Origin of the sequence: Enterobacter sp. Lyrl_3 (assembly GCF_051948675.1) — a bacterium.
Lineage (GTDB): Bacteria > Pseudomonadota > Gammaproteobacteria > Enterobacterales > Enterobacteriaceae > Enterobacter > Enterobacter cloacae.
The window spans coordinates 444,386-468,869 of record NZ_JAYJLI010000001.1; the positions used below are offsets into that span (position 1 = coordinate 444,386).

25 protein-coding genes and 1 pseudogene are annotated in these 24,484 nt (G+C 54.9%); 19 read left to right on the forward strand and 7 right to left on the reverse strand.

Translation table 11 applies throughout. The features are described 5' to 3' along the window. Nucleotides 1-6: 6 nt before the first annotated feature. From VF709_RS02355 to VF709_RS02370, 4 genes are all read right to left on the reverse strand, one after another. Nucleotides 7-1,161 carry a DegT/DnrJ/EryC1/StrS family aminotransferase gene (locus VF709_RS02355; protein ID WP_149896308.1) on the reverse strand — a complete coding sequence of 385 codons (1,155 nt, stop codon included), beginning with the start codon at nucleotides 1,159-1,161 and terminating at the stop codon, nucleotides 7-9. 3 nt (nucleotides 1,162-1,164) lie between these two features. Next, entirely contained in the window at nucleotides 1,165-4,500 is a 3,336-nt protein-coding gene (locus VF709_RS02360) for an O-linked N-acetylglucosamine transferase family protein (RefSeq protein ID WP_440230848.1), read from the reverse strand. A 27-nt stretch (nucleotides 4,501-4,527) separates the two neighbouring features. Then, nucleotides 4,528-5,946: a hypothetical protein gene (locus tag VF709_RS02365; protein ID WP_058660525.1), complete on the reverse strand. Its 1,419-nt coding sequence runs from the start codon at nucleotides 5,944-5,946 to the stop codon at nucleotides 4,528-4,530. 164 nt (nucleotides 5,947-6,110) lie between these two features. After that, a complete protein-coding gene (locus tag VF709_RS02370) occupies nucleotides 6,111-6,947 on the reverse strand; it encodes a flagellin FliC (protein WP_013096009.1) in 837 nt (278 codons plus the stop codon). 380 nt (nucleotides 6,948-7,327) lie between these two features. On the opposite strand from VF709_RS02370, the gene fliD reads away from it, so the two are divergent. The 4 genes from fliD to amyA are packed head-to-tail and all read left to right on the forward strand — an operon-like array spanning nucleotide 7,328 to nucleotide 11,119. Beyond that, the gene (fliD, locus tag VF709_RS02375; protein ID WP_149896306.1) at nucleotides 7,328-8,779 is read left to right on the forward strand and encodes a flagellar filament capping protein FliD; all 1,452 of its coding nucleotides are present in this window, start codon (nucleotides 7,328-7,330) and stop codon (nucleotides 8,777-8,779) included. Between the two features lie 15 nt (nucleotides 8,780-8,794). Continuing rightward, the gene (fliS, locus tag VF709_RS02380; RefSeq protein ID WP_023622487.1) at nucleotides 8,795-9,205 is read left to right on the forward strand and encodes a flagellar export chaperone FliS; all 411 of its coding nucleotides are present in this window, start codon (nucleotides 8,795-8,797) and stop codon (nucleotides 9,203-9,205) included. Continuing rightward, nucleotides 9,205-9,579 (forward strand): flagella biosynthesis regulatory protein FliT, encoded by a 375-nt coding sequence (gene fliT / locus VF709_RS02385; protein ID WP_013096006.1) that lies wholly within the window; start codon nucleotides 9,205-9,207, stop codon nucleotides 9,577-9,579. Before fliS ends, fliT begins: the two co-directional genes overlap by 1 nt. 52 nt (nucleotides 9,580-9,631) lie before the next feature. After that, entirely contained in the window at nucleotides 9,632-11,119 is a 1,488-nt protein-coding gene (gene amyA / locus VF709_RS02390; RefSeq protein WP_020687606.1) for an alpha-amylase, read from the forward strand. Between the two features lie 93 nt (nucleotides 11,120-11,212). On the opposite strand, the gene yedD is transcribed toward amyA, so the two are convergent. Both yedD and fliE read right to left on the reverse strand, forming a co-directional pair. After that, nucleotides 11,213-11,626, reverse strand: a complete 414-nt coding sequence (gene yedD, locus VF709_RS02395) for a lipoprotein YedD (protein WP_013096004.1) — start codon at nucleotides 11,624-11,626, stop codon at nucleotides 11,213-11,215. Nucleotides 11,627-11,701: 75 nt separating this feature from the next. Continuing rightward, the gene (fliE, locus tag VF709_RS02400; RefSeq protein ID WP_013097729.1) at nucleotides 11,702-12,016 is read right to left on the reverse strand and encodes a flagellar hook-basal body complex protein FliE; all 315 of its coding nucleotides are present in this window, start codon (nucleotides 12,014-12,016) and stop codon (nucleotides 11,702-11,704) included. A 228-nt stretch (nucleotides 12,017-12,244) separates the two neighbouring features. Here fliE and fliF point away from each other — a divergent pair, with 228 nt between their 5' ends. From fliF to rcsA, 14 genes and pseudogenes are all read left to right on the forward strand, one after another. Further along, complete coding sequence (gene fliF / locus VF709_RS02405) at nucleotides 12,245-13,924, forward strand: flagellar basal-body MS-ring/collar protein FliF (RefSeq protein WP_038979694.1); 1,680 nt, start codon at nucleotides 12,245-12,247, stop codon at nucleotides 13,922-13,924. After that, nucleotides 13,917-14,915, forward strand: coding sequence for a flagellar motor switch protein FliG (gene fliG / locus VF709_RS02410; RefSeq protein WP_008500327.1), 999 nt, complete (start codon nucleotides 13,917-13,919; stop codon nucleotides 14,913-14,915). Before fliF ends, fliG begins: the two co-directional genes overlap by 8 nt. Then, a complete protein-coding gene (gene fliH, locus VF709_RS02415) occupies nucleotides 14,908-15,618 on the forward strand; it encodes a flagellar assembly protein FliH (protein ID WP_013097731.1) in 711 nt (236 codons plus the stop codon). Before fliG ends, fliH begins: the two co-directional genes overlap by 8 nt. Then, nucleotides 15,618-16,988, forward strand: coding sequence for a flagellar protein export ATPase FliI (gene fliI, locus VF709_RS02420; protein WP_013097732.1), 1,371 nt, complete (start codon nucleotides 15,618-15,620; stop codon nucleotides 16,986-16,988). The genes fliH and fliI overlap by 1 nt, the downstream gene beginning before the upstream one ends. A gap of 21 nt (nucleotides 16,989-17,009) precedes the next feature. Beyond that, on the forward strand, nucleotides 17,010-17,453 hold the full coding sequence (gene fliJ, locus VF709_RS02425) for a flagellar export protein FliJ (RefSeq protein WP_013097733.1): 444 nt from the start codon (nucleotides 17,010-17,012) through the stop codon (nucleotides 17,451-17,453). Next, nucleotides 17,450-18,685 carry a flagellar hook length control protein FliK gene (gene fliK / locus VF709_RS02430; RefSeq protein WP_149896264.1) on the forward strand — a complete coding sequence of 412 codons (1,236 nt, stop codon included), beginning with the start codon at nucleotides 17,450-17,452 and terminating at the stop codon, nucleotides 18,683-18,685. Before fliJ ends, fliK begins: the two co-directional genes overlap by 4 nt. 106 nt (nucleotides 18,686-18,791) lie before the next feature. Then, complete coding sequence (gene fliL, locus VF709_RS02435) at nucleotides 18,792-19,262, forward strand: flagellar basal body-associated protein FliL (RefSeq protein ID WP_014832480.1); 471 nt, start codon at nucleotides 18,792-18,794, stop codon at nucleotides 19,260-19,262. Between the two features lie 4 nt (nucleotides 19,263-19,266). Continuing rightward, the gene (gene fliM, locus VF709_RS02440; RefSeq protein ID WP_013097736.1) at nucleotides 19,267-20,271 is read left to right on the forward strand and encodes a flagellar motor switch protein FliM; all 1,005 of its coding nucleotides are present in this window, start codon (nucleotides 19,267-19,269) and stop codon (nucleotides 20,269-20,271) included. Then, complete coding sequence (gene fliN / locus VF709_RS02445; protein ID WP_008500318.1) at nucleotides 20,268-20,681, forward strand: flagellar motor switch protein FliN; 414 nt, start codon at nucleotides 20,268-20,270, stop codon at nucleotides 20,679-20,681. The genes fliM and fliN overlap by 4 nt, the downstream gene beginning before the upstream one ends. Before the next feature lie 2 nt (nucleotides 20,682-20,683). Then, nucleotides 20,684-21,058, forward strand: a complete 375-nt coding sequence (fliO, locus tag VF709_RS02450; RefSeq protein ID WP_062728803.1) for a flagellar biosynthetic protein FliO — start codon at nucleotides 20,684-20,686, stop codon at nucleotides 21,056-21,058. Next, a complete protein-coding gene (gene fliP, locus VF709_RS02455) occupies nucleotides 21,058-21,795 on the forward strand; it encodes a flagellar type III secretion system pore protein FliP (RefSeq protein WP_013097738.1) in 738 nt (245 codons plus the stop codon). Before fliO ends, fliP begins: the two co-directional genes overlap by 1 nt. A gap of 10 nt (nucleotides 21,796-21,805) precedes the next feature. Beyond that, nucleotides 21,806-22,075, forward strand: coding sequence for a flagellar biosynthesis protein FliQ (gene fliQ, locus VF709_RS02460; RefSeq protein WP_008500315.1), 270 nt, complete (start codon nucleotides 21,806-21,808; stop codon nucleotides 22,073-22,075). A 7-nt stretch (nucleotides 22,076-22,082) separates the two neighbouring features. Further along, nucleotides 22,083-22,884, forward strand: a pseudogene (fliR, locus tag VF709_RS02465) (flagellar biosynthetic protein FliR). 279 nt (nucleotides 22,885-23,163) lie between these two features. Then, on the forward strand, nucleotides 23,164-23,787 hold the full coding sequence (gene rcsA, locus VF709_RS02470) for a transcriptional regulator RcsA (RefSeq protein WP_013097740.1): 624 nt from the start codon (nucleotides 23,164-23,166) through the stop codon (nucleotides 23,785-23,787). A gap of 100 nt (nucleotides 23,788-23,887) precedes the next feature. On the opposite strand, the gene dsrB is transcribed toward rcsA, so the two are convergent. Further along, the gene (dsrB, locus tag VF709_RS02475) at nucleotides 23,888-24,076 is read right to left on the reverse strand and encodes a protein DsrB (protein ID WP_013097741.1); all 189 of its coding nucleotides are present in this window, start codon (nucleotides 24,074-24,076) and stop codon (nucleotides 23,888-23,890) included. Nucleotides 24,077-24,204: 128 nt separating this feature from the next. Here dsrB and yodD point away from each other — a divergent pair, with 128 nt between their 5' ends. Further along, nucleotides 24,205-24,432: a YodD family peroxide/acid resistance protein gene (yodD, locus tag VF709_RS02480; protein WP_013097742.1), complete on the forward strand. Its 228-nt coding sequence runs from the start codon at nucleotides 24,205-24,207 to the stop codon at nucleotides 24,430-24,432. Nucleotides 24,433-24,484 lie beyond the last annotated feature (52 nt).

Consider the following 24,484-nt stretch of genomic DNA (forward strand, 5'->3'; position numbering starts at 1 on the left):
CCTTTCCTATCCATTGACCACCAGCGCTGGCTCTGCCGCATGAGCAGCATCGATAAACAAGCCCTGAATAATCTCAATAATACGACGCTGATCGGCCACCGGCAGTCCGGGATAGATAGGCAGGCAAAGCACCGCATGAGAAATTTCATCGGCAACCGGGAGATGTTGTACATTCGCCGTCGGGAAGTGGCGATACATCGGGAAGGCGCTGATAAGCGGGTAGAAATAACGGCGGGCATAGATATTATGCTTACGTAATTCCGCATAAATCGCATCCCGGCTGACCGCCGAATCTGCGCGAATAAGTACCGGGAAGTAAGAATAATTCCATTCAATATTACTGGCCGGTTTAATGTATTCCAGCGCCGGAAGCGCGGCATCGAGCAGTTCAACGTAACGCTGATAAATCACCGCGCGCTCCTGCAGCGCACCGTCAATATACTTTAATTGCAGCAGTCCCATGGCCGCCTGCACTTCATTCATTTTGGCGTTAATACCCGGCGCCATCACGATGGTTTCATCGGCAAAACCAAAGTTTTTAAGATAATCGATGCGCTGTTTGGTTTTGGCGTCGTGGCAAATAATGGCGCCCCCTTCGAAGGTATTAAATACCTTCGTGGCGTGGAAGCTCAGCACGGAGAGATCGCCATAATTGAGAATGCTGGCGTTATCCTGTTTGACGCCGAAACAGTGGGCCGCATCGTAAATCACCTTCAGCCCATAGGTATCGGCAATCTTCTGGATGCGTTCCATATCGCACGGAATACCGTAGCAGTGAACCGGCATGATGGCCGTTGTTTTAGGCGTAATCAGTTCTTCAATGCGATCCGGATCGATATTAAACGTGACAGGGTCAATATCGGCAAACACCGGCGTTAAATCATTCCACAGCAGGCTGTGAGAGGTGGCGACAAAGGAGTATGGCGTGGTGATCACTTCGCCCGTAATACGCAATGTCTGCAGCGCCGTCAGCAGCGCGAGCGTACCGTTAGAGAACAGGCAGACATGCTTTACGCCAAGATAGGCCGCCAGCGCCTCTTCCAGTTGCTGATGGAATTGCCCGCTGTTGGTCAAAATTTTACTTTCCCACAAGGTCTCCAGGTAAGGGATAAACTCCTCAAGTGGCGGAAGAAGTGGACTGGTAACGTAGACATTTCTCATAAGTTAATCCTCAGTACCTGTTACCCGGAAACTGTGAGGTGCTTCGTCAGCACACCATTTACGCCAGGCCTGACGTAGGGCCTGCTGGAAAGGAATCGCCACATTGCTCTGCCCCTGCGTCGGGATCGTGCTCCGCATGTTCTGGCGCAAGGCGTTAAGGGTTTCCAGTTGGGTTTGCCAGCGCACGGCTTTATCGAAATAGTCCTGCTGACTTTCCGCAACAAATTCATCCAGCCCGTAGATATGCATAATCTCCAGCCCCTGACGGGCAGGATAGGTCGCCCCTGCCAGGGTGAGCGTCGGGACGCCCATCCAGATGCCATGGCTGGTGGTGGTGCCTCCGTTGTATGGGAAGGAGTCAAGGAGCATGTCCACCTCGTGATGCATCTGCAGGTAGGCCTCCATTCCCGTGGTTTTACGGAAGATGAGCTGTTCATCCTCCACGCCCAGCGCATTGAGCTTTTTGCGGTAGCGGGCGATCATCGCGTCATCATCCATAAAACCAATCAGCAGCCTTGACGTGGCGTTATGCTGGAGAATGCGCGCCCACAGCGCGAAGACCCGATCGTTCAATTTTTTAGGACGGTTAAAGCTACCGTAGGTAAACCAGCCGTTCGTCAGGGCTGGCAGCGTATTGACGTCAGGACTGGACGCATCCGGCTCGAAGAAATTATCAAGCGGGATCGCAATCAGCTTCTCCGTGAACTGCGCGTCTATCGCCGCATTTCTGACAAACCCGGTACTGATAATGCGGTAATCCATCTGCGTCATCCCGGTTGTGCCCGGGTAGCCCAGCCAGGTGATTTGCACTGGCGCAGGCTTAAAGGCAAACGCAGGTAACCGCGTTCCGGTGGTATGGCCCGAGAGGTCAAAAAGAATATCGATCCCGTCACTGTGGATCTGTTTTGCCAGCTCAACGTTATTGAGATCGGTAACGGATAACCACTTCGTCGAGGTGTTACGGAAGTGCTCCGTGACGGCATCATCTTTATCGAGCGTGCTATAGCCGTAGAGGGAGAACTGTTCCCGGTCCATACCATCCCAGAACGGCCGCAGGAAGCGGCTTACCGGGTGGTTGCGGAAATCGCCGGAGACAAAGCCGACGCGCAGCGGCCGCTCAGGATCCTTGCTACCCTGCCACGGCAGCGCCAGGTCGAATTTTTTCGCCCATGCGCTCACCAGCTCGCCATAAGCAAGATGGCGCTCGAAGAGCACCTCCGGCGAGACGGAAAAATCGTGGGTCAGAACAAACAGCAGGCTGGTGAAACAGTCAAAATCACCCGGCGCAAACTCGAGCGATTTCTCAAGGAAATAGCGTGCTTCCGTCAGTTTCTGGTTATCACTCAGAATGATGCCCATCATCGCGAGATGCAGCGGGTTCGTGGCGTTATAGCGCAAAGACTCTCTGGCACAGCGTTCAGCCATGGCCATGTTGCGGCGCGAGTGATACACCACCGCCAGCGTATTCCAGAATGACGCGTTGTTTTTATTCAACCGCAGCAGCGCCTGGAGGATGCGGGCTGAATAATGCAACTCACCCTTTTTCTGCAGCACCGTGGCCAGGTCGAACCAGATATCCTGCCCGGCAGAGTAGCGGCTCATCAGTTGACCGAGTGCCGATAAGGCCTCATCCCAGTCCCCCATCAGCAGGCTGGCGCGGGAATAGCAGCGAAGCATATGCAGGTTATGGGGATCGTTTTCAATCTGTCCCCGGATATAATCACGCGCGTCTTTAGCCAGCCCCGCAGCAATCAGGGCATTGACGTTTTTGTAGATGAGATCGATAGCAGGATCCTGTTCATCCTTCTCCCCTGCCATTATCTGTCCGTCAGCCAGTAAACCGCCCTGCTGCGACCCGACGTTAAGCAGCAACAGCGTATCGATGCTACGTTTGAGATAGTCGACATCCCCCGGGCGTAAATAATGCTGCTGTGCTCTGCGCCACGCTTCAGGGGTGCCTTTCAACAGACCTTTCGCTTTCAGTGCCGAAAAAAGCTCGCTGCTTTTGGCCTGATTGACATCCATGCCTGCAAGTGCAAATTCACGCTCTTCCTGACTAAGCGTGACGCGCGCGCCCCACAGATTAAACGTGACGTCGGCGTCATCGCCTGCCTGAAGAGGTGAAATGAAGGCAAGTTCACGTTCCGGTTGAACATTGTATGGCCCCGGTGAACCGGCCCAGTAGAGTCCCGGAATTTGATTGAGAAACAGATCTTTCAGTGACTCAAGTACCTGCTGGGCGACATCCTCCTCCTTTTCAGGAAGACGGGTGTTGAACACCAGCTGTTCAAACGACAGGCTCAGCGGCCATGCGCCGCCAAGCAGATCGAGAATGTGCAGGGTCGTAGTATTAAGCGTTGAGAAAAACTTCCCTTCCGCGTTGGTGTGAGCATTAACAATCTCACCCCGTTCGTTGCGGTAACGCCTGAAATCACCGGCCCAGTGCAGCGTGTTCAGGCGGGTAAAATCCAGCGCCGCCGCGTTGACGGCATCATCACGGGAAAGCAGGCTGACGCGCTCGCGACGGTTGACGGCAAAATCGAGATATTGCTGCGCGGCAATCGACGTCTGTCCGGATGAGACCAGAGCGTGCAGCTGATGAATTTGCTCGCTAACGCTTTCACCCGTTTCGTACTGCGGCAGCGCATCTCCCACGTAGCGTAACCCGCAGGCGGAAAGGCTATCGTTGAAGTGAATAAACTGACCGGAGGTATGGGTGGCGCTTGCCAGCATCTCACTAAGAGTGGCGTCATCAACGTGCTCCATCGTGAGCACATGGTGTTTGATCTCACCTTCCGGCTGAGTCATGGCCAGATAGCTGAGCATGCCGCGAGCAAACGCCACCTGCTCTTCTGGCCGGCCCGCCAGACGTGCATGGAAAGCCAGCGCATCCTGGACATACTGCGCCGCGGACTCAGGCGGGGTAAAGGTTTGATGAATGGCAATCATGCCGCGCGCCGCCAAATGACGGCGACACCACTGCAACAGCGCGTCACGCTCTGGCATGCCAGCAGGAATAAAGTCCCCGCGGATCAGAATGTAATCGAATTCACCCGGCGACACGCTCAGCACATCGTTAAGACCCGCCGCAACCAGTTCGATATTGGCGATACCCAGACGCTGCGCCTGCCTCTGCCCCGCTGAAACAGCCTCTTCGTTACTATCTATCCCTATCCCGACACAATCCGGCCAGGCCAGCGCAGCGGATAACAACACATCTCCCTGTCCGCCGCCTAAATCCAGGACGCGCGCATTTTCAGGCGCCCCGGCAGGAAACTGATACAGAGCAGCGGCAGCCTGCAGACTGGATAGCGTGAATCGATTATCTGGATACAACATACAGAGAAAGTTCCATGAGTTCAGTGGTTAGCCAAAATAGGTTTGTTGCATCGCAGCTTTATAGTTCTGGTACGCTTCGCCGCCTGATTTTTGCGTGGTCACGGTCCAGCTGAACGTGTCGTCGGTGTAACGAATGTCGATCAGTTTCTCCAGCGGCTCGCGATGAATGGCCATCTGTTCTATCGCCGGAAGGGCATCCAGTGAGACCGACAGCGCGACCTGATCAAGGAACCACTCCGCATTACCGCGGCGTAAGTTCCAGTCAATAAAGGTGGCGACAAGCGAAAGGTATTTACGCGAAAGCGTGCCAGGGACCGTATAGACAAAGCCCGCAGGCACCTGCTCCCACGGCGGCGCGCCGTTGCTGTAAGAGAGGACAATCTCACTCTTCGGGAGATGTGGCTCAATATCCGACCAGTTCTTACGCACCAGACAATCCGCATCAAGCACCATGATCGGTGACGTGAATACGCTCAGCGCATAGCTAAGGAAGACAAAGCGTCTTGAGGCATACCAGACGTTGATACCAAAAACAGGCGTAATGGTTTCGGCCGTCGCGGATATCACCATGCCCGGAAAACGCTGGTGCAGGGCATTAACGTGCGCCTTTGTCTCATCATCCGGGTTATAAAGATGCAGGTGAACGTTAAGCCCATCGCCGTTGGTGTGGTAGACAGACCCTAACAGCGTCAGGGCATGATCGAAGTAATAACGTTTGTCGCACGCCACCAGAACCGTGGTTTTTCCGTTTTCTTCCGCCGGAAGAAGCCACTCGTAGTGCGAAAAATCAGGCTCATAATCAGGCATTTTCAGGGCGGAAAAATCGATGAACGATTCGGGACAGCCACCCAGCTTATGAATGCCCGTGACGATCATCAGCATCGTTAACGCGTCTTCACCAATATGTTCAGGATTGGCGGTCAGCTGCTGGATAAGCGTCTGCATCTGATTAAAATCATCTTCCATCAGACAAACCAACAACAATATTTTCATCACGGTTGGGGATGGACTCACCACCGCGTAGTAGTTAGAAATCAGGAATAAGGCGGCGTCAATTTCGTTAATGCGGAAGAAGACCTGAATACCCGCCACCAGTAGATTAATGCTGTTGTCGTGTTGAAGCGCCTCTACCACCCAGCCGGTAATGGTGTCGCTCATCTCTTTTGAAAATGGCGTGGGCTTCCCTTCATTTTTAAAATCAAACGCGGCGTTTGCAGCAGCAATCGCGCACAGCATGCGCTTCACGGCGAGTTCTTTGTCTGCATCCAGATCGGTCATGGCTTCCATGATCTGGGGTTCGAGCGTGGCAATATCGGAATTTTTATAATGCAGGATTTCGGTAACGATATGCGCAGGCAATGCATCCGTTTCCGGCAGGAAAATTAACCGTGAAAATTCGTCACGGTAAAACTGATGCAGCGATCGTGTACGCTCGAACTTGTTCATCCCGATTCTCTTAGTAAGATTGCGATTCTTACCCATCGTACAAGGGAATATCCGGGATAATGGAAGGAACACCCCCGGGAATAATGGCTTATTTCGGAGATTGTCTGACGGGCAAAAAAAAAGGTTGCTGTTTCCAGCAACCTTTTGTGAAACAGGCGCGGCGATTAACGCAGCAGAGACAGCATTGCCTGTGGAACCTGGTTTGCCTGAGACAGTACAGAAGTACCAGCCTGCTGCAGGATCTGCGCGCGAGACATGTTGGAAACTTCGGTAGCGTAGTCAGCGTCCTGGATACGGGACTGAGCAGCAGACAGGTTGTTGATAGAGTTGTTCAGGTTGTTGATGGTAGATTCGAAACGGTTCTGAATCGCACCCATGTTAGAACGCGCGGTATCGATTTTCGCGATTGCAGCGTCAGCAGCAGAGATAACAGCCTGTGCAGAGGCGTTATCGGAGATTGCAGTGCTCAGGCCAGCGCTCAGGGTACCAGAGGTGGCGTTGATCAGCGCGTTGCTGTCGATGGAGATGGTGTCGTTAGAAGAAGTACCTGCACCAACCTGAATTTTCAGCGCGGTAGATACGGAACCGTCCAGCAGTTTCTTACCGTTGAAGTTAGCTGCGCCCGCGATACGGTCGATTTCAGCCAGACGCTGTTTGATTTCAGTGTTGATAGAAGTCAGGTCAGAAGAACCGTTAGTGTCGGTAGCAGCCTGAACAGACAGCTCACGAATACGCTGTAAGTTGGTGTTGATTTCGTTCAGGTTACCTTCAGCAGTCTGAACCAGGGAGATACCGTCGTTGGCGTTACGCGCCGCCTGGGTCATACCTTTAACCTGGGAGGTCATGCGGTTAGCAATCGCCTGGCCAGCAGCGTCATCTTTCGCGCTGTTGATACGCAGACCAGAGGACAGACGCTCGATAGCAGTGCCCAGAGAAGACTGAGATTTGTTCAGGTTGTTCTGAGTGGTCAGGGACAACAGGTTAGTATTGATAACTGCCATAATTTAATTCCTTCAAAAATGGTTTCTAGGGTCGGTGCCTTAACACTCACGGCGTCTCTCACCGTCATGAAAGTTATCGACGGGTCTGAATAAGACTTTAGAAATTTCGTCAAAAAATTATTAATACATTGATTTTAATGAATTTATAGTTATTAAAGTCTATTCAGAACGCCATCAGAAACGCACTTTTTCAGGAAACGTTTTCACATTTTATTCTTCCCGCGTTTTTCTTTTATATATGTCTCTCACGCGCCAATAGTGCTATATGGCCGTAAGGTTGAGCGCTATTCAGCCGATAATTTTTTTACCTGAAACGTAAACTATCTGCATAAGTCGCCGATAACTACCTGAAACTACCATTGGCTAAAGGAAATAAAAAAATGGCGAGTAGCTCAATCACTCTCTCTTCAGGCGCGACTATTACGAGTCTGGGCGTAGGTTCAGGTCTGGATCTGGCAACACTGTATAACAACCTCGAAACGGCTGAAAAAACCAAGCTGAACACCATCACCAATCAGCAGACATCCTATAATGCCCAGCTGAGCGCGTTCAGTAAGCTGCAAAGTGCAATGACGTCGCTGAATACCGCCACTGCAGCCCTGGGAAAAACGGACACCTGGAACGCGGCGTCTATTGGCTCAACCAACACCGCCTTCAGCGCCACGACCACGGCCGGTGCAGCGGTTGGTTCCTATAGCGTACAGGTTAAATCGCTGGCGAAAGCTCAGGTATTAACCTCTGCCGTCCAGACCAGTGCCACCGCGCAGCTGGGAGCGACTACCGGTACCACGCGTACCATCACCATCAGTCAGCCAGGCACCACCAAACCGCTGACCGTCGATCTTTCTGACGGCGACACCAGCCTGAACGGTATTGCCAGCGCGATTAACAAGGCTAACGGCAACGTCACGGCAACGGTAGTGAAGTCGAAGGACAACGAGTACACCCTGATGCTGTCCTCGAAAACCACCGGCACGGCCAATGACATGACGGTGACGGTGACCGGTGACGACACCTTAAAAGGCATTATCAGCTACGACTCATCCACGAATACCGGCGCGATGAATCAGCAAACCGCGTCACAAAATGCGTTGGTTACCATCAACGACATCGACATTGAGCGTTCGACCAACACAATTAATGACGCGCTGCCGGGCGTAACCCTCACCCTGAAGGCAGAAAGCACCAAGAGCGAAAATTTAGATGTTACCCGCTCTACCGATGCCACCAAAAAAGCCGTCACGGATTGGGTTACCGCCTACAACTCCCTGCAATCGACCATCGCCAGCATCACCAAGTATGTGAAAGTGGAAGCCGGTGCCGATCAGTCCGCCAGCAACGGTGCGCTGCTGGGTGACAACACCGTGCGTTCTGTACAGTCACAGCTGCGCGATATGTTGACCGTGGTCCAGTCTGGCTCCTACGCGATTATGGCCCAGCTCGGTATCACCCAGGATCCTACCGTGGGCGCTGACGGCTCAATGGGTAACCTGAAAATCGACGATGCCAAACTGACAAAAGCACTCACCGACAGCCCGGAAGCGGTGCAGGCCTACTTTATTGGCGATGGCAAAACAACCGGTCTGGCCACGCAGATGGGCAATACCCTGACCGCCATGCTGAGCACGACCACCGGTAAAGAAGGGATCATCAAAAGCGCGACTGACGGTATCAACAGCACGTTGAAAACCCTGGATAAGCGCTACGACGCAATGGAAGCGAGCATCGAAGCCACGATGGCCCGTTATAAAGCACAGTTCAACAGTCTTGATACCATGATGAGTAAACTGAATAACACGGCCACCTACCTGAAACAGCAGTTCAGTTCTTAGTCGTAAGGAACGTATATGTATGCACAAAATGGCGCCCGAGCTTATCAGCAGGTCGGGCTGGAAAGCGCGGTGCTGAGTGCCAGTCCGCATCAACTTGTCGTAATGCTGTTTGACGGGGCACTGAGTGCCCTTGTCCGCGCCCGTCTTTTCCTGGACGAAGGAAAAATCACCGAAAAAGGCGAAGCCTTATCGAAGGCGATCAATATTATCGATAACGGGTTAAAAGCCGGTCTGAATATGGAGATCGACAGTGAACTGCCGGGCAACCTTGCTGCGCTGTACGAGTACATGGTCAGACGTTTGTTGCATGCAAATCTGCGTAACGACGTGGAGGCGATTGTAGAGGTCGAAGCGCTGCTCAATAACATTGCGGATGCGTGGAAACAAATTGGTCCCAATGGTCCTTCTTCTCAGGATATCTATTGATGAATAATCCAGCGTCCGCTCTTGATAACTGGCAGGCCCTCTATAACCTCAGCCTTACCATGTTAAAACATGCTCGTTCCGGTCTCTGGGACGAGCTCATTACCCTTGAGATATCTTATGTTCAGCTGGTAGAGAATATCTCCAAAAACCCTATTTCGGAGGCACATCCGTCCCAGATTGAGCAGGCACGTTTTCTACTCGAGAAGGTTCTGCAAAACGAGACCGAGCTCAAAATGCTGCTTGCCACACGCATGGACGAACTGCGCAGCCTCATTGATCAAACCGGTAAACAGCAATCCATCACATCAACCTATGGAAAGCTGTCAGGGAATATTCTTTATCCAGAAAGTTTGACCCGCGACACACAATTATGATTTCTTCATCCATACTCCAGAAGTCAGCCAAACGGCTTCTGGAGCACGGACGATGAAAAACCCCACCCTGTTACAATGCTTTCACTGGTATTACCCTGCAGGCGGTGAATTGTGGCGAGAGGTCACGGCATTAGCCCCCAATCTTAACGAAATCGGCATCAATATGATCTGGCTGCCGCCAGCCTATAAAGGCGCATCGGGCGGTTACTCGGTCGGGTATGATTCTTACGATCTGTTTGATCTCGGCGAGTTTGACCAGAAAGGCAGTGTTGCCACCAAATACGGTGATAAAGCCCAGCTTCTGGAAGCCATTGATGCGCTCAAAAGTAATAACATCGCGGTGCTGCTGGATGTGGTGGTTAACCACAAAATGGGCGCCGATGAGAAAGAGCACGTTCGCGTTCAGCGCGTGAACGAACAGGACCGAACGCAAATCGATGATGAGATCATCGAGTGTGAAGCCTGGACCCGTTACACCTTCCCTGCCCGCGCCGGACAGTATTCGCAGTTCGTCTGGGATTACAAATGCTTTAGCGGCATCGACCACATCGAAAACCCCGATGAGGATGGCATCTTCAAAATCGTCAATGACTACACCGGCGAAGGCTGGAACGATCAGGTCGATGACGAAATGGGTAATTTCGACTATCTGATGGGCGAAAATATCGATTTCCGTAACCATGCCGTGACGGAGGAGATCAAGTACTGGGCGCGCTGGGTCATGGAACAAACCGGCTGCGACGGATTCCGCCTGGATGCGGTCAAACACATCCCCGCCTGGTTCTATAAGGAGTGGATTGAACACGTTCAGGAAGTGGCGACGCAGCCGCTGTTTATCGTCGCGGAATACTGGTCGCACGAGGTGGATAAACTGCAGGCCTATATTAATCAGGTCGAGGGTAAAACAATGCTGTTTGATGCCCCCCTGCAGATGAAATTCCACGAGGCCTCGCGTCAGGGGCGGGACTACGACATGAGCCAGATTTTCACCGGCACGCTGGTGGAGGCCGATCCGTTCCATGCGGTGACGCTGGTTGCCAACCATGACACCCAGCCGTTGCAGGCGCTTGAAGCCCCGGTGGAAGCCTGGTTTAAACCGCTGGCGTATGCGCTGATCCTGCTGCGGGAAAATGGCGTGCCGAGCGTGTTTTATCCCGACCTCTTTGGCGCCAGCTATGACGATACCGGGGGAGACGGTGAAACTTACCACATTGATATGCCGGTGATTGAGCAACTGCACGAGCTGATCCTCGCCCGTCAGCGCTTTGCCCACGGCGTGCAGACACTGTTTTTTGACCACCCTAACTGCATCGCATTCAGCCGCAGTGGCACGGAAGAGGATCCCGGTTGCGTGGTGGTGATGTCCAACGGTGATGATGGCGAGAAGGTAATCTGCCTTGGGGAAAACTACGGGAACAAAACCTGGCGTGATTTTCTCGGCAATCGTGAAGAAACGGTCACCACCGCAGCGGATGGCGAAGGGACATTTACCTGCAAAGGCGGAAGCGTGAGCGTGTGGGTGATTGAGGATGCATTGTAGAAACAATGCCGGGTGGCGGCTTCGCCTTACCCGGCCTACAAAAGCACCGTCCCGTAGGCCGGGTAAGCGTCAGCGCCACCCGGCAACAAACAGCTACGGTAGCTTACTTTCCAGCGGATTTTTGCTCAGGTAATCGGCACACTCCACCGTTGGGCGATCGACCTTCTGCAGCTCCATGCCATCATACTCCAGCACCGAGCCATCGCGCTCCAGCGGGTAGATATCCAGCTTGCTGGTCACGTTGTAATAGCTGTCTGAACGCAGCATGATTTTTCCCGGCACGGCAATTACGCGCTGCCATTGACGGCAGTCCAGCGTATCGCCCTCCTCCGTCACCACCAGCGTGGCAATCGCCTCCGGGCTGACCATTTTGCTCTGCGGCCCCTTTGACTGCCAGTATCCCGCCAGATGTGCCGGAACAGGATGTTTGATCACATCCTTGTAGCTATCTACCTGTACGCACCCGGTGAGTGCCAGCAGCGCGCCAGCAATTGCTATTTTTTTCATCATCTTTCCTGCATTCGAAGAAAAAAATATTGTGGCATTAAAGCGCTAAGGCTGCCAGCGAAGATCGTCCAGGTCTTAGACCTGCATCCCCATCACTTCCTGATACGCAGACACCAGCTTATTACGCACCTGGATCCCCATCTGCAGAGAGACCGAGGCTTTTTGCAAATCGGTCATCACATCGTTCAGCGCCACGCCAGGTTCACCGAGGGTGAACTTCTCGGCCTGGGTACGCGCGGCGGTCTGGGTATCGCTGATACGGTCGAGCGCAGCATGCAGTTGCCCGGCAAAGCTAATGGTCGGCTGCTGTTCTGCCACATTCTGATTACGGGCCGTCATCGCGGTTGCCTGCAGCTGACTGATAACCCCTTCAATACCCTGTATAGCCATGACTCTCCCCTGGATGGTTTTTTACGCGGTCAAGACTAACAGCTTGTCAATAAGATAATGGCGGTAAATAGCGATAAAAAACCAGGTTATTTGGCCCATAGAAAATCACGAATCATCAAATAATGGCTGGGCCATCAATATGGAACTTTTGTCGTGTTTGCCGACCCGGGAGTCAGTTTTGTTTCTCTACACGAATAACGTAAACCACCAGGATTTAAGAGGTGCGCAATGAGTGCAGCAGCATCGACAGCGCCGCAGAATAAATCACTCGAGTGGATGAACCGCCTTCGCGCGAATCCTAAAATCCCGTTGATCGTGGCAGGCGCTGCCGCAATTGCGATCCTTGTAGCGATGGTGTTGTGGGCGAAAAGTCCTGATTACCGCACGCTTTACAGCAACCTTTCCGATCAGGATGGCGGCGCCATCGTCACCCAACTGACTCAAATGAACATCCCTTATCGCTTCGCCGATAACGGGGGTGCGCTTGAGGTACCGGCAGATAAAGTCCATGAACTCCGTCTGCGTCTGGCGCAGCAGGGCCTGCCGAAGGGCGGCGCGGTGGGTTTTGAACTGCTGGATCAGGAAAAGTTCGGTATCAGCCAGTTCAGCGAGCAGGTGAACTACCAGCGTGCGCTGGAAGGTGAGCTGGCCCGCACGATTGAAACATTAGGCCCGGTGAAGAGCGCCCGCGTGCACCTTGCCATGCCTAAACCGTCCCTGTTTGTCCGCGAACAGAAATCCCCGTCGGCTTCCGTCACCGTCAACCTTGAACCCGGCCGGGCGCTGGATGAAGGGCAAATCAGTGCGGTCACGCATTTAGTCTCCAGCGCCGTCGCCGGTTTACCGCCGGGTAACGTCACGCTGGTTGACCAGAGTGGTCACTTGCTGACCCAAAGCAATACCGCCGGGCGCGATCTGAATGACGCGCAGCTGAAATATGCCGCCGATGTGGAAGCGCGCCTCCAGCGCCGCATCGAAGCGATCCTCGGCCCGGTTGTGGGTAACAGCAACGTCCATGCCCAGGTTACCGCGCAGATCGACTTCTCTAATAAAGAACAGACCGAAGAGCAGTACCGCCCGAACGGTGATCCGGCTCAGGCAGTGATGCGCTCTCGCCAGGTTAACGAAAACGAACAGGTTGGCGGTGCATACCCAGGCGGCGTGCCGGGCGCACTCTCTAACCAGCCTGCCCCGGCTAACGCGGCCCCTATTTCTACGCCGCCGGCTAATCAGCAGAACGGTCAGCAAAATCAGCAGACCACAACCTCGACGGCCAGCAATGCCGGTCCACGTACCAGCAGCCGTAACGAAACCACCAACTACGAAGTGGATCGGACTATCCGCCACACAAAACTGAACGTGGGTGATATTCAGCGTCTGTCGGTGGCCGTCGTGGTGAACTACAAAACGCTGCCGAATGGCAAACCGCTGCCGCTGACGGCAGAGCAGATGAAGCAGATCGAAGACCTGACCCGTGAAGCGATGGGTTACTCCGAGAAGCGTGGCGATAGCCTCAACGTGGTGAATTCACCGTTTAACCCGGTAGATGAGACCGGCGGTGAGCTGCCGTTCTGGCAACAGCAGGCGTTTATCGATCAGCTGATGTCTGCAGGACGCTGGCTGCTGGTGCTGATTGTCGCCTGGCTGCTGTGGCGTAAGGGCGTTCGTCCTCAGTTGCAACGTCGTGCAGAAGCCGAGAAAGCGGCTCGCGAACAGATTAACGCGCGTCAGGAAGTGGAAGAAGCGGTGGAAGTCCGCCTCAGCAAAGACGAACAGATGCAGCAGCGTCGTGCTAACCAGCGCATGGGTGCTGAGGTCATGAGCCAGCGCATTCGCGAAATGTCAGATAACGATCCGCGCGTCGTGGCGCTGGTCATCCGCCAGTGGATGGGTAACGAACATGAGTAATACGCTTACGGGCACCGATAAAAGCGTCATCCTGCTGATGACCATTGGCGAAGATCGTGCGGCAGAGGTGTTTAAACACCTCTCCCAGCGAGAAGTACAAATTCTGAGTGCGGCCATGGCCAACGTGCGTCAGATCTCCAACAAACAGCTGACCGAAGTGTTGTCGGAATTTGAGCAGGAAGCCGAACAGTTTGCAGCGCTCAACGTCAACGCCAACGACTACCTGCGCTCCGTGCTGGTCAAGGCGCTGGGCGAAGAGCGTGCCGCCAGCCTGCTGGAGGATATTCTCGAAACGCGCGATACCGCCAGCGGGATCGAAACGCTCAACTTTATGGAGCCGCAGAGTGCCGCCGACCTTATTCGCGACGAGCACCCGCAGATTATCGCCACCATCCTGGTTCACCTCAAACGTGGTCAGGCGGCCGATATTCTGGCGCTGTTCGAAGAGCGCCTGCGTCACGATGTGATGCTGCGTATCGCCACCTTCGGCGGTGTCCAGCCAGCGGCGCTGGCGGAGCTGACCGAAGTGCTGAACAACCTGCTCGACGGCCAGAACCTCAAGCGCAGCAAAATGGGCGGCGTGAGAACGGCGGCGGAAATCATCAACCTGATGAAAACGCAGCAGGAAGAAGCCGTTATTACGGCGGTTCGCGAATTCGACGGCGAGCTGGCGCAGAAAATTATCGACGAGATGTTCCTGTTCGAAAACCTGGTCGAAGTGGACGACCGCAGCATCCAGCGCCTGCTCCAGGAAGTGGACTCCGAGTCGCTGCTCATCGCCCTCAAAGGTGCCGAACAGCCGCTGCGCGAGAAGTTCCTGCGCAACATGTCCCAGCGTGCGGCAGATATCCTGCGCGACGACCTTGCCAACCGTGGCCCGGTGCGTCTGTCTCAGGTGGAAAACGAACAGAAAGCGATCCTGCTCATCGTTCGTCGTCTGGCAGAAACCGGCGAGATGGTAATTGGCAGCGGAGACGACACCTATGTCTAATGAGCTACCGTGGAAGCGCTGGACGCCTGACGATCTGGCCCCTGCCCTCTCTGAATTCACCCCGGCTGTCGTAGCGTCGCCCGAGGAGGGCGACACCGACGTCGAGGCGCCTGAACTGAGCGAAGAAGAACAGCGCACACAGATGCTGGCGCAGTTACAAATGCAGGCGCATGAGCAAGGTTTTAATGCAGGTCTGAACGAAGGCCGACAGAAGGGCCATGACCAGGGTTATCAGGAAGGTCTGGCGAAAGGGTTAGAACAGGGTATTGAGCAGGCGCGCCAGCAGCAGGCGCCTCTCCATGCCCGTATGCAGCAGCTGGTCAGCGAGTTCCAGCACACCCTGGATGCGCTGGACAGCGTGATTGCTTCCCGGTTGATGCAGATGGCGCTGGAAGCGGCCCGTCAGGTAATTGGCCAGACCCCGGCGGTCGATAATTCAGCGCTGATCAAACAAATTCAGGGCCTGCTGCAGCAAGAGCCGTTGTTCAGCGGAAAACCGCAACTGCGCGTTCATCCGGACGATCTCCAGCGCGTGGAAGAGAGTCTCGGTGCCACGCTGAGCCTGCACGGCTGGCGTCTGCGCGGTGACCCGTCGTTACATCACGGCGGATGCAAAGTCTCCGCCGATGAAGGCGATCTGGATGCCAGCGTCGCCACCCGCTGGCAGGAACTGTGCCGCCTGGCGGCTCCGGGAGTCGTCTGATGACCGCACGCCTCACTCGCTGGCTCAACACGCTCGATAACTTTGAAACGAAGATGGCGCAACTGCCATCTGTTCGTCGTTATGGGCGCCTGACCCGCGCCACCGGTCTGGTGCTGGAAGCCACCGGCCTGCAGTTGCCTCTGGGGGCCACCTGCGTGATCGAGCGTCAGGATGGGCAGGAAACGCGAGAAGTGGAAAGCGAAGTGGTGGGCTTTAACGGCCAGCGTCTTTTCCTGATGCCGCTTGAAGAGGTGGAAGGCATTCTGCCCGGCGCGCGCGTCTATGCGAAAAACATCATCGGCGATGGTCTGCAAAGCGGTAAGCAGCTCCCGCTCGGCCCTGCCCTGCTGGGCCGCGTGCTGGACGGTAGCGGTAAACCGCTCGACGGCCTTCCCGCCCCGGATACCACCGAAACCGGCGCGCTGATCACCCAACCGTTTAACCCCCTGCAGCGTACCCCGATCGAACATGTTCTTGATACCGGCGTGCGCCCGATCAACGCCCTGCTGACCGTCGGTCGCGGCCAGCGTATGGGTCTGTTCGCCGGTTCAGGGGTGGGTAAATCGGTCCTGCTCGGCATGATGGCCCGTTACACCCAGGCCGATGTGATCGTCGTGGGGCTAATCGGTGAACGTGGCCGCGAAGTTAAAGACTTCATTGAAAACATTCTGGGTGCGGAAGGCCGCGCCCGTTCGGTGGTCATCGCCGCCCCGGCGGATGTCTCCCCGTTGCTGCGTATGCAGGGTGCCGCGTATGCCACCCGCATCGCCGAAGATTTCCGTGACCGCGGCCAGCACGTGCTGCTGATCATGGACTCCCTGACCCGTTACGCGATGGCGCAGCGTGAAATCGCGCTGGCCATCGGTGAGCCACCGGCCACCAAAGGCTATCCGCCGTCGGTCTTTGCCAAACTCCCGGCGCTGGTTGAACGCGCAGGGAACGGCATTAGCGGCGGTGGCTCCATTACCGCGTTTTATACAGTGCTGACCGAAGGCGACGACCAGCAGGACCCGATTGCCGACTCTGCGCGGGCGATCCTCGACGGTCATATTGTGTTATCGCGTCGCCTGGCCGAAGCCGGACACTATCCGGCCATTGATATTGAAGCATCCATCAGCCGCGCAATGACTGCGCTGATTACCGAGAAGCACTACGCCCGCGTGCGTAACTTCAAACAACTGCTCTCCAGCTTCCAGCGCAACCGCGATCTGGTGAGCGTGGGGGCGTATGCCAAAGGTAGCGATCCCATGCTCGACAAAGCGATTAGTCTGTGGCCGCAGCTGGAGGCATTTTTGCAACAAGGCATATTTGAACGTGCCGACTGGGAAGATTCGATTCAGGCTCTGGAGCTGATTTTCCCGCAGGTGTAACACAGGTGGAGGGCGACGATCATGGCGCAAAACAGCGCGTTATCAACGCTGAAAGATCTGGCTGAAAAAGAAGTTGATGATGCCGCATTGCAGCTTGGCGCAATGCGACGCGGGTGCCAGCAGGCTGAAGAGCAGTTGAAGATGTTAATCGACTATCAGCATGAGTATCGCACCAACCTCAATACCGATATGACACAGGGCATTGGAAGCCAGCGCTGGATTAACTATCAGCAGTTTATTCAGACGCTGGAGAAGGCGATAGAACAGCATCGCCAGCAGCTTCAGCAATGGACCCAAAAAGTCGACACCGCGCTGAATTTCTGGCGCGAGAAGAAGCAGCGACTGCAGGCCTGGCAGACCTTACAGGACCGGCAGATTGCCGCGGCGACGCTGGCGGAAAACCGCCAGGATCAGAAAAAAATGGATGAGTTTGCCCAGCGCGCATCAATGAGGAAACCGGAATGATCACACTGCAACAACTGCTGATGACCGACAGCGACCTGTCAGGCGGCATGCAAACGGGGAAAGGCACCGACGGTGCGCAAGACTTTCTTTCTCTGCTGGCGGGCGCGTTAACGGACGCCAGCGGTCAGGGCAAAGATGCGCCGCTGACGCTGGCCGACCTGAAGGCGGCTGGCAGCAAGCTGTCAAAGGTCGCGAAGGACGCCGGGGGAGAGTCCACCCTGCAGGCGAAAATTGCCGATCTGCTCGCGCGTCAATCCACGCAGGCTGGCGATGAAACGGCGCAGACGACGCCGCTACAAACGCTGGTCTCCGGGCTGATGCCTGCCGCTAAGGGCGATGCCCTGAAGACGTTGACCACGGCGAATAGTGCCGATAACAGCAAAACCGAACTGAGCGAAGAAGAGCTGGCGGGCTTAAGCGCGCTGATGGCCATGCTGCCGCACCAGCAGACCTCCACGCCGGTCACGGCGAAAGGCGCGGGCAGTGAGGGGCTCAAAGCAACGTCTGCCCTGACCGCCACGACGTTTACGCAAAACGGCACGTCTGCACACGCACTGGGCAGCGCCCTGACGGGCAAGGATAACGCGCAGCCGTCTTTCGCCGGGCAGGCGCAAAACGTTGATCCGTCCCTGCCGGCCAACGCACCGGTGACGCCAGCGCTCGCCGTCGCGGCCGAGAAACAGGATCTTGCCAGCGCGTCTTCGTCTTCAACACCAACCGCCACCCTGGCGCCGATTGTCTCCAGCCACGCCACCGCGCAGCCTGCCGCAACCGTTGCCACCGCACCGGTGTTGAGTCAGCCTCTCGGTACCCACGAATGGCAACAGAACCTGAGCCAGCACATCACGCTGTTTGCGAAGCAAGGACAGCAAACCGCAGAGTTGCGCCTGAACCCGGAAGATCTGGGCCAGGTGCACATTTCGCTGAAGCTGGATAATGACCAGGCGCAGCTGCAGATGGTCTCTGCGCACGGCCACGTGCGTGCTGCACTGGAAGCCGCCCTGCCGGTACTGCGTACGTCACTGGCGGAAAACGGCATTCAGCTTACGCAGAGTAGCGTCAGCAGCGAGAGCTTTGCCGGGCAGCAGCAGTCTTCGTCCCAGCAGCAACAGCAGGCGTCGCGTTCCGGCCAACATGGCGGATTTACTGAAGAGAGCGATGAGTTACTGCCGACCCCGGCAGCCCTGCAATCCGCTGCGAGCGGCAACCGCGCCGTAGACATCTTCGCCTAAACGCCAGAGGTAGCGTGATTATCCCCGTCTTTTCCACGCTTTGACGTCAGCCGGACACGGGATAATCACCATATTAAGCTGTACCGAAACAGGAAGCTCGTATCAGATGACTGACTCCGCGATCACCAAAAAAAGTAAGCGTTCCATCTGGATCCCGCTGCTGGTGTTAATCACGCTCGCCGCCTGCGCTACCGCGGGCTATAGTTACTGGCGCATGCAGCAGAAACCTTCTACTGCTGCGGCCAAAGCCGAACTGCCACCTCCGCCGGCACCGGTGTTCTTCCCGCTGGATACCTTCACCGTCAACCTCGGTGATGCGGATCGTGTGCTGTATGTCGGCATCACGCTGCGCCTGAAAGATGAAGCCACCCGTTCCCGACTGAACGATTACCTTCCGGAAGTGCGCAGCCGTCTGCTGCTGCTGTTCTCTCGTCAGGACGCTTCAACGCTTGCCACCGATGAAGGCAAGCAAAAGCTGGTCGACGCCATTAAGCAAACGCTGGCGACCCCGCTGGTGAACGGCCAACCTAAGCAGGAAGTCACTGACGTTCTGTATACAGCCTTTATTCTGCGGTAACGACATGGGCGACAGTATTCTTTCTCAGGCAGAAATCGATGCGCTGCTCAACGGCGACAGCGATAAGAGTGATGATCCGCAACCGGGCATTGGCGGCGATAGCGATATTCGTCCCTATGACCCGAATACCCAGCGTCGCGTGGTACGTGAACGTCTGCAGGCGCTGGAGATCATTAACGAACGTTTTGCACGTCAGTTCCGTATGGGGCTGTTTAACCTGCTGCGTCGTAGCCCGGATATCACGGTCGGTGCGATCCGCATTCAGCCGTATCATGAGTTTGCCCGCAACCTGCCGGTGCCAACCAACCTTAACCTGATCCATCTGAAACCGCTGCGCGGCACAGGTCTGGTGGTGTTTTCCCCAAGCCTGGTGTTCATTGCGGTGGATAACCTGTTCGGCGGCGACGGGCGCTTCCCGACCAAAGTAGAAGGTCGTGAATTCACCCACACCGAACAGCGCGTCATTAACCGCATGCTGAAGCTGGCGCTGGAGTCATACAGCGACGCGTGGAAGGCCATTAACCCGCTGGAAGTGGAGTATGTGCGTTCTGAGATGCAGGTGAAATTTACCAACATCACCACCTCTCCGAACGACATCGTCGTCAACACGCCATTCCACGTGGAGATCGGTAACCTGACCGGCGAGTTCAACATCTGCCTGCCGTTCAGCATGATCGAACCGCTGCGCGAGCTGCTGGTCAACCCGCCGCTGGAGAACTCACGTCATGAAGATCAGAACTGGCGTGAAAACCTGGTGCGCCAGGTCCAGCACTCACAGCTTGAGCTGGTGGCGAGCTTTGCCGATATTCCGCTGCGGTTATCCCAGATCCTGAAATTACAACCCGGTGACGTTTTGCCGATAGAAAAACCCGACCGCATTATTGCCCATGTGGATGGTGTCCCCGTGCTGACAAGTCAGTACGGCACAATTAACGGCCAGTATGCGTTACGCGTTGAGCACTTGATCAACCCGATTTTGAATTCGCTGAATGAGGAACAGCCCAAATGAGTGACATGAACAATCCGTCCGATGAAAACAGCGGAGCACTGGACGATCTGTGGGCTGACGCGTTAAACGAGCAAAAAGCGACCCCGGCCAAAAGTGCAGCGGATGCCGTCTTCCAGCAGTTAGGCGGCGGTGATGTCAGCGGTACGCTGCAGGACATCGACCTGATTATGGATATCCCGGTTAAGCTGACCGTTGAGCTGGGCCGCACCCGCATGACCATTAAAGAGCTGCTGCGTCTGACGCAGGGTTCCGTCGTGGCCCTCGACGGTCTGGCCGGTGAGCCGCTGGATATCCTGATCAACGGGTATCTGATTGCTCAGGGTGAAGTGGTGGTCGTGGCCGATAAATACGGCGTGCGTATCACCGACATCATTACCCCGTCTGAGCGCATGCGTCGTCTGAGCCGTTAAGAATGAAAACCCAGGCAACAGTATCACAACCTTCCGCCGTTCCCGGCTCACCGCTGCTCCAGGTGAGCGGCGCGTTGCTCGGTATTATTGCCTTTATTCTTATCGCCGCCTGGCTGGCGAAGCGTTTTGGCCTGGCGGGTAAAACCGCCGGGACGCGCGGTCTGAAGGTCAGCGCCAGTACAACACTGGGTCCACGCGAGCGCGTGGTCATCGTAGACGTTGAGGACGCACGGCTGGTGCTGGGCGTCACCGCGTCAAACGTCAACGTTTTACATAAACTGCCGCCCGACCCTGCTATCAGTGATGAGCGTGCAGAAACCCCTGCGGATTTCCAGTCCGTCATGAAGAGTTTGCTTAAGCGTTCCGGGAGATCCTGATGCGCCGTTTGTTATCCCTGACGCTCGCGGGCGTTGGCCTGTTTGCTCCTGCGGTTTATGCGCAACTGCCCGGTCTGGTTTCAACCCCTCTGGCGGGCGGCGGACAAAGCTGGTCGCTCCCGGTTCAGACGCTGGTGTTCATCACCTCGCTGACCTTTATTCCGGCGATCCTGCTGATGATGACCAGCTTTACCCGCATCATCATTGTCTTTGGCCTGCTGCGAAACGCGCTGGGTACCCCTTCCGCGCCGCCGAACCAGGTGCTGCTGGGCCTGGCCCTGTTTTTGACCTTTTTTATTATGTCGCCGGTGATCGATAAGATTTATACCGACGCCTACCAGCCGTTCAGTGAAGATAAAATCTCCATGCAGGAGGCGCTGGAGAAAGGCGCGCAGCCGCTGCGTGAATTCATGCTGCGCCAGACGCGCGAAGCGGATCTGGCCCTCTTTGCCCGCCTTTCCAACACCGGGGAGCTGCAGGGCCCGGAAGCCGTGCCGATGCGCATACTGCTGCCTGCGTACGTCACCAGCGAGCTGAAAACCGCCTTCCAGATTGGCTTTACCATCTTTATTCCGTTCCTGATTATCGACCTGGTGATCGCCAGCGTACTGATGGCGCTCGGTATGATGATGGTACCACCAGCCACCATTGCCCTGCCCTTTAAGATCATGCTCTTTGTGCTGGTCGACGGCTGGCAGCTGCTGGTTAGTTCGCTGGCGCAGAGTTTCTACAGTTGAGGAGCGCGCAATGACGCCAGAATCGGTCATGATGATGGGCACGGAAGCGATGAAAATCGCGATTGCCGTTGCCGCGCCGCTGCTGCTTGTCGCCCTGGTGACCGGTCTGATCATCAGTATTCTGCAGGCCGCCACGCAGATTAACGAAATGACGCTCTCGTTCATTCCGAAAATCATCGCCGTGTTCGTGGCAATCATTGTTGCCGGGCCGTGGATGCTCAATCTACTGCTGGACTACATGCGTAACCTGTTTACCAATCTGCCGTACATCATCGGCTGACGCGACGATGCTCCATTTTACCAGCGACCAGTGGATTCAGTGGCTTGGGGTCTATTTCTGGCCCATGCTGCGCATCCTGGCGCTGATCACCACCGCCCCGATTCTGAGCGAGAAAGCGATCCCGAAGCGGGTCAAAGTGGGGCTGGGCATCATCATCACCATCATCGTTGCCCCTTCCCTGCCTCCGGTGAATATTCCGATCTTCTCGGCCAATGCGGTATGGGTGGCGTTGCAGCAAATTCTGATTGGCGTCGCGGTGGGTTTTACCATGCAGCTGGCCTTTGCGGCCGTGCGCACCGCCGGGGAACTGATCGGCCTGCAGATGGGGCTATCGTTCGCCACGTTTGTCGACCCCGGCAGCCACCTCAACATGCCGGTGCTGGCGCGCATTATCGATATGCTGGCGATGCTGCTTTTCCTGTCATTTAACGGCCATCTGTGGCTCATCTCCATGCTGGTGGACACCTTCCACACGCTGCCCATTGGGGAAAACCCGGTTAACAGCAATGCGTTCCTGGCACTCACCCGCGCCGCAGGGCTGGTGTTCCTCAACGGATTGATGCTGGCACTGCCGATCATCACCCTGCTCCTGACCGTGAACCTGGCGTTGGGTTTACTCAACCGCATGGCCCCGCAACTGTCGGTGTTCGTCATTGGTTTTCCGCTGACGCTGACGGTGGGAATTTTATTAATGTCATTGCTAATGCCACTTATCGCCCCCTTCTGTGAGCATTTATTCGGCGAGATATTCAACCTCTTAGCGGATATTGTCAGCGAGCTGCCACGTAAATAATAGTCCTCACAGTTGATATTGTCTTTCTGAGGATATTCCTAAAATAAAACACGAAAAACATCTTCCAGGATATATCTGACGCGGTTTAATTGTTTCTAACCACCTCACAATACTTAATATTTACTTTACTTTAAGATGATTCCTGGCAAATTATACGTAACTTTACGGGATAGTGAGTCCGCCTGAAAGTCTTTGTCATGCTCACAGGTTTATTAATTTTTTCCATCCCGTATGGCTGTTTATGAGCTCTCAGGCAGATGGTGAATTATCGTTACGCATTGAGTGAGGGTATGCCATGTCAACGATCATTATGGATTTATGCAGCTACACCCGGCTAGGGTTAACCGGGTATCTGGCAAGCAGAGGGGTAAGAAAGAGAGACATCAACGACGCACACACCGTTGAGGAGCTCGCAGCCGCTTGTGATGAACTCAAACCAGGCGTGGTGTTTATTAATGAGGACTGTTTCATTCACGATCCAGCCAACAGTCAGCACATTAAGCAAATCATTAATCAGCATCCTAAAACCCTGTTTATTGTTTTTATGGCGATCGCAAATATCCATTTCGATGAGTATTTGTTGGTCCGTAAAAATTTATTGATCAGTTCTAAATCGATAAAACCAGAGTCGCTGGATGACATTCTGGGGGATTATTTGAATAAGGAAGTTAAGAATGTAGGAGCGGTTAACTTACCCACCCTATCATTAAGCAGAACTGAATCAAGCATGCTGCGAATGTGGATGGCCGGGCAAGGAACGATTCAAATTTCAGACCAGATGAATATTAAAGCGAAAACCGTTTCGTCACATAAAGGAAATATTAAAAGGAAGATTAAAACCCATAATAAGCAAGTGATCTACCACGTTGTCCGCCTGACCGATAATGTGACGAACGGGATTTTCGTCAACATGCGTTAGTTGCATAAGACCTTGAGTACCCTACACGATCTCTGGCCTGGCCAGAGATTTTTGCTTTTACGGGCGCTGTCGGGCACGCACCCGGGCACCCGACGCCGTATTACTCCGCTTTTTCCACAAAGATGCCATCCGGATGCCCCAGTTCGTTAAAGAACCAGATGCCGAGCGGGTAGTCTTCCAGTGATACCAGATACATTGTACCTTCACTAAACTCTTCAATTGCCAGTACCACCCCCGGGCGGCGCGGTCCACCGTCCGTTTTGACAGTAACCCGATCGTTAACCTTCATACGTTCCTCCTGTGGTTTTGAGCCAGTGTAGAACAAAACGCAAAATCACACATCGCCACGGCGCGCGAATGGCGTTTTTGTGTTCAGTCTATAATCAATGTTGGACACGGTTGAATGAGGACCCCGAAATGAAGACCGATAAAGAGTACAGCGACACCATCAAACGCGAGGTCGAAGTGGATGTCGATGCCCTGTTGGCCGCCATCAATGAGATCAGTGAGTCAGAAGTTCGTCGTACGGATGACAACTCTGACCGGGTCATCGTCAACGGAAGGGATTATCACACCTACCGTGAACTGGCCGAGGCCTTCGAGCTTGATATCCATGACTTTAGCGTGTCTGAAGCGAATCGTTAGGACGAAAAAAATCCCGGTCATGGGGATGGCCGGGATCAAACTTGCTTATGCA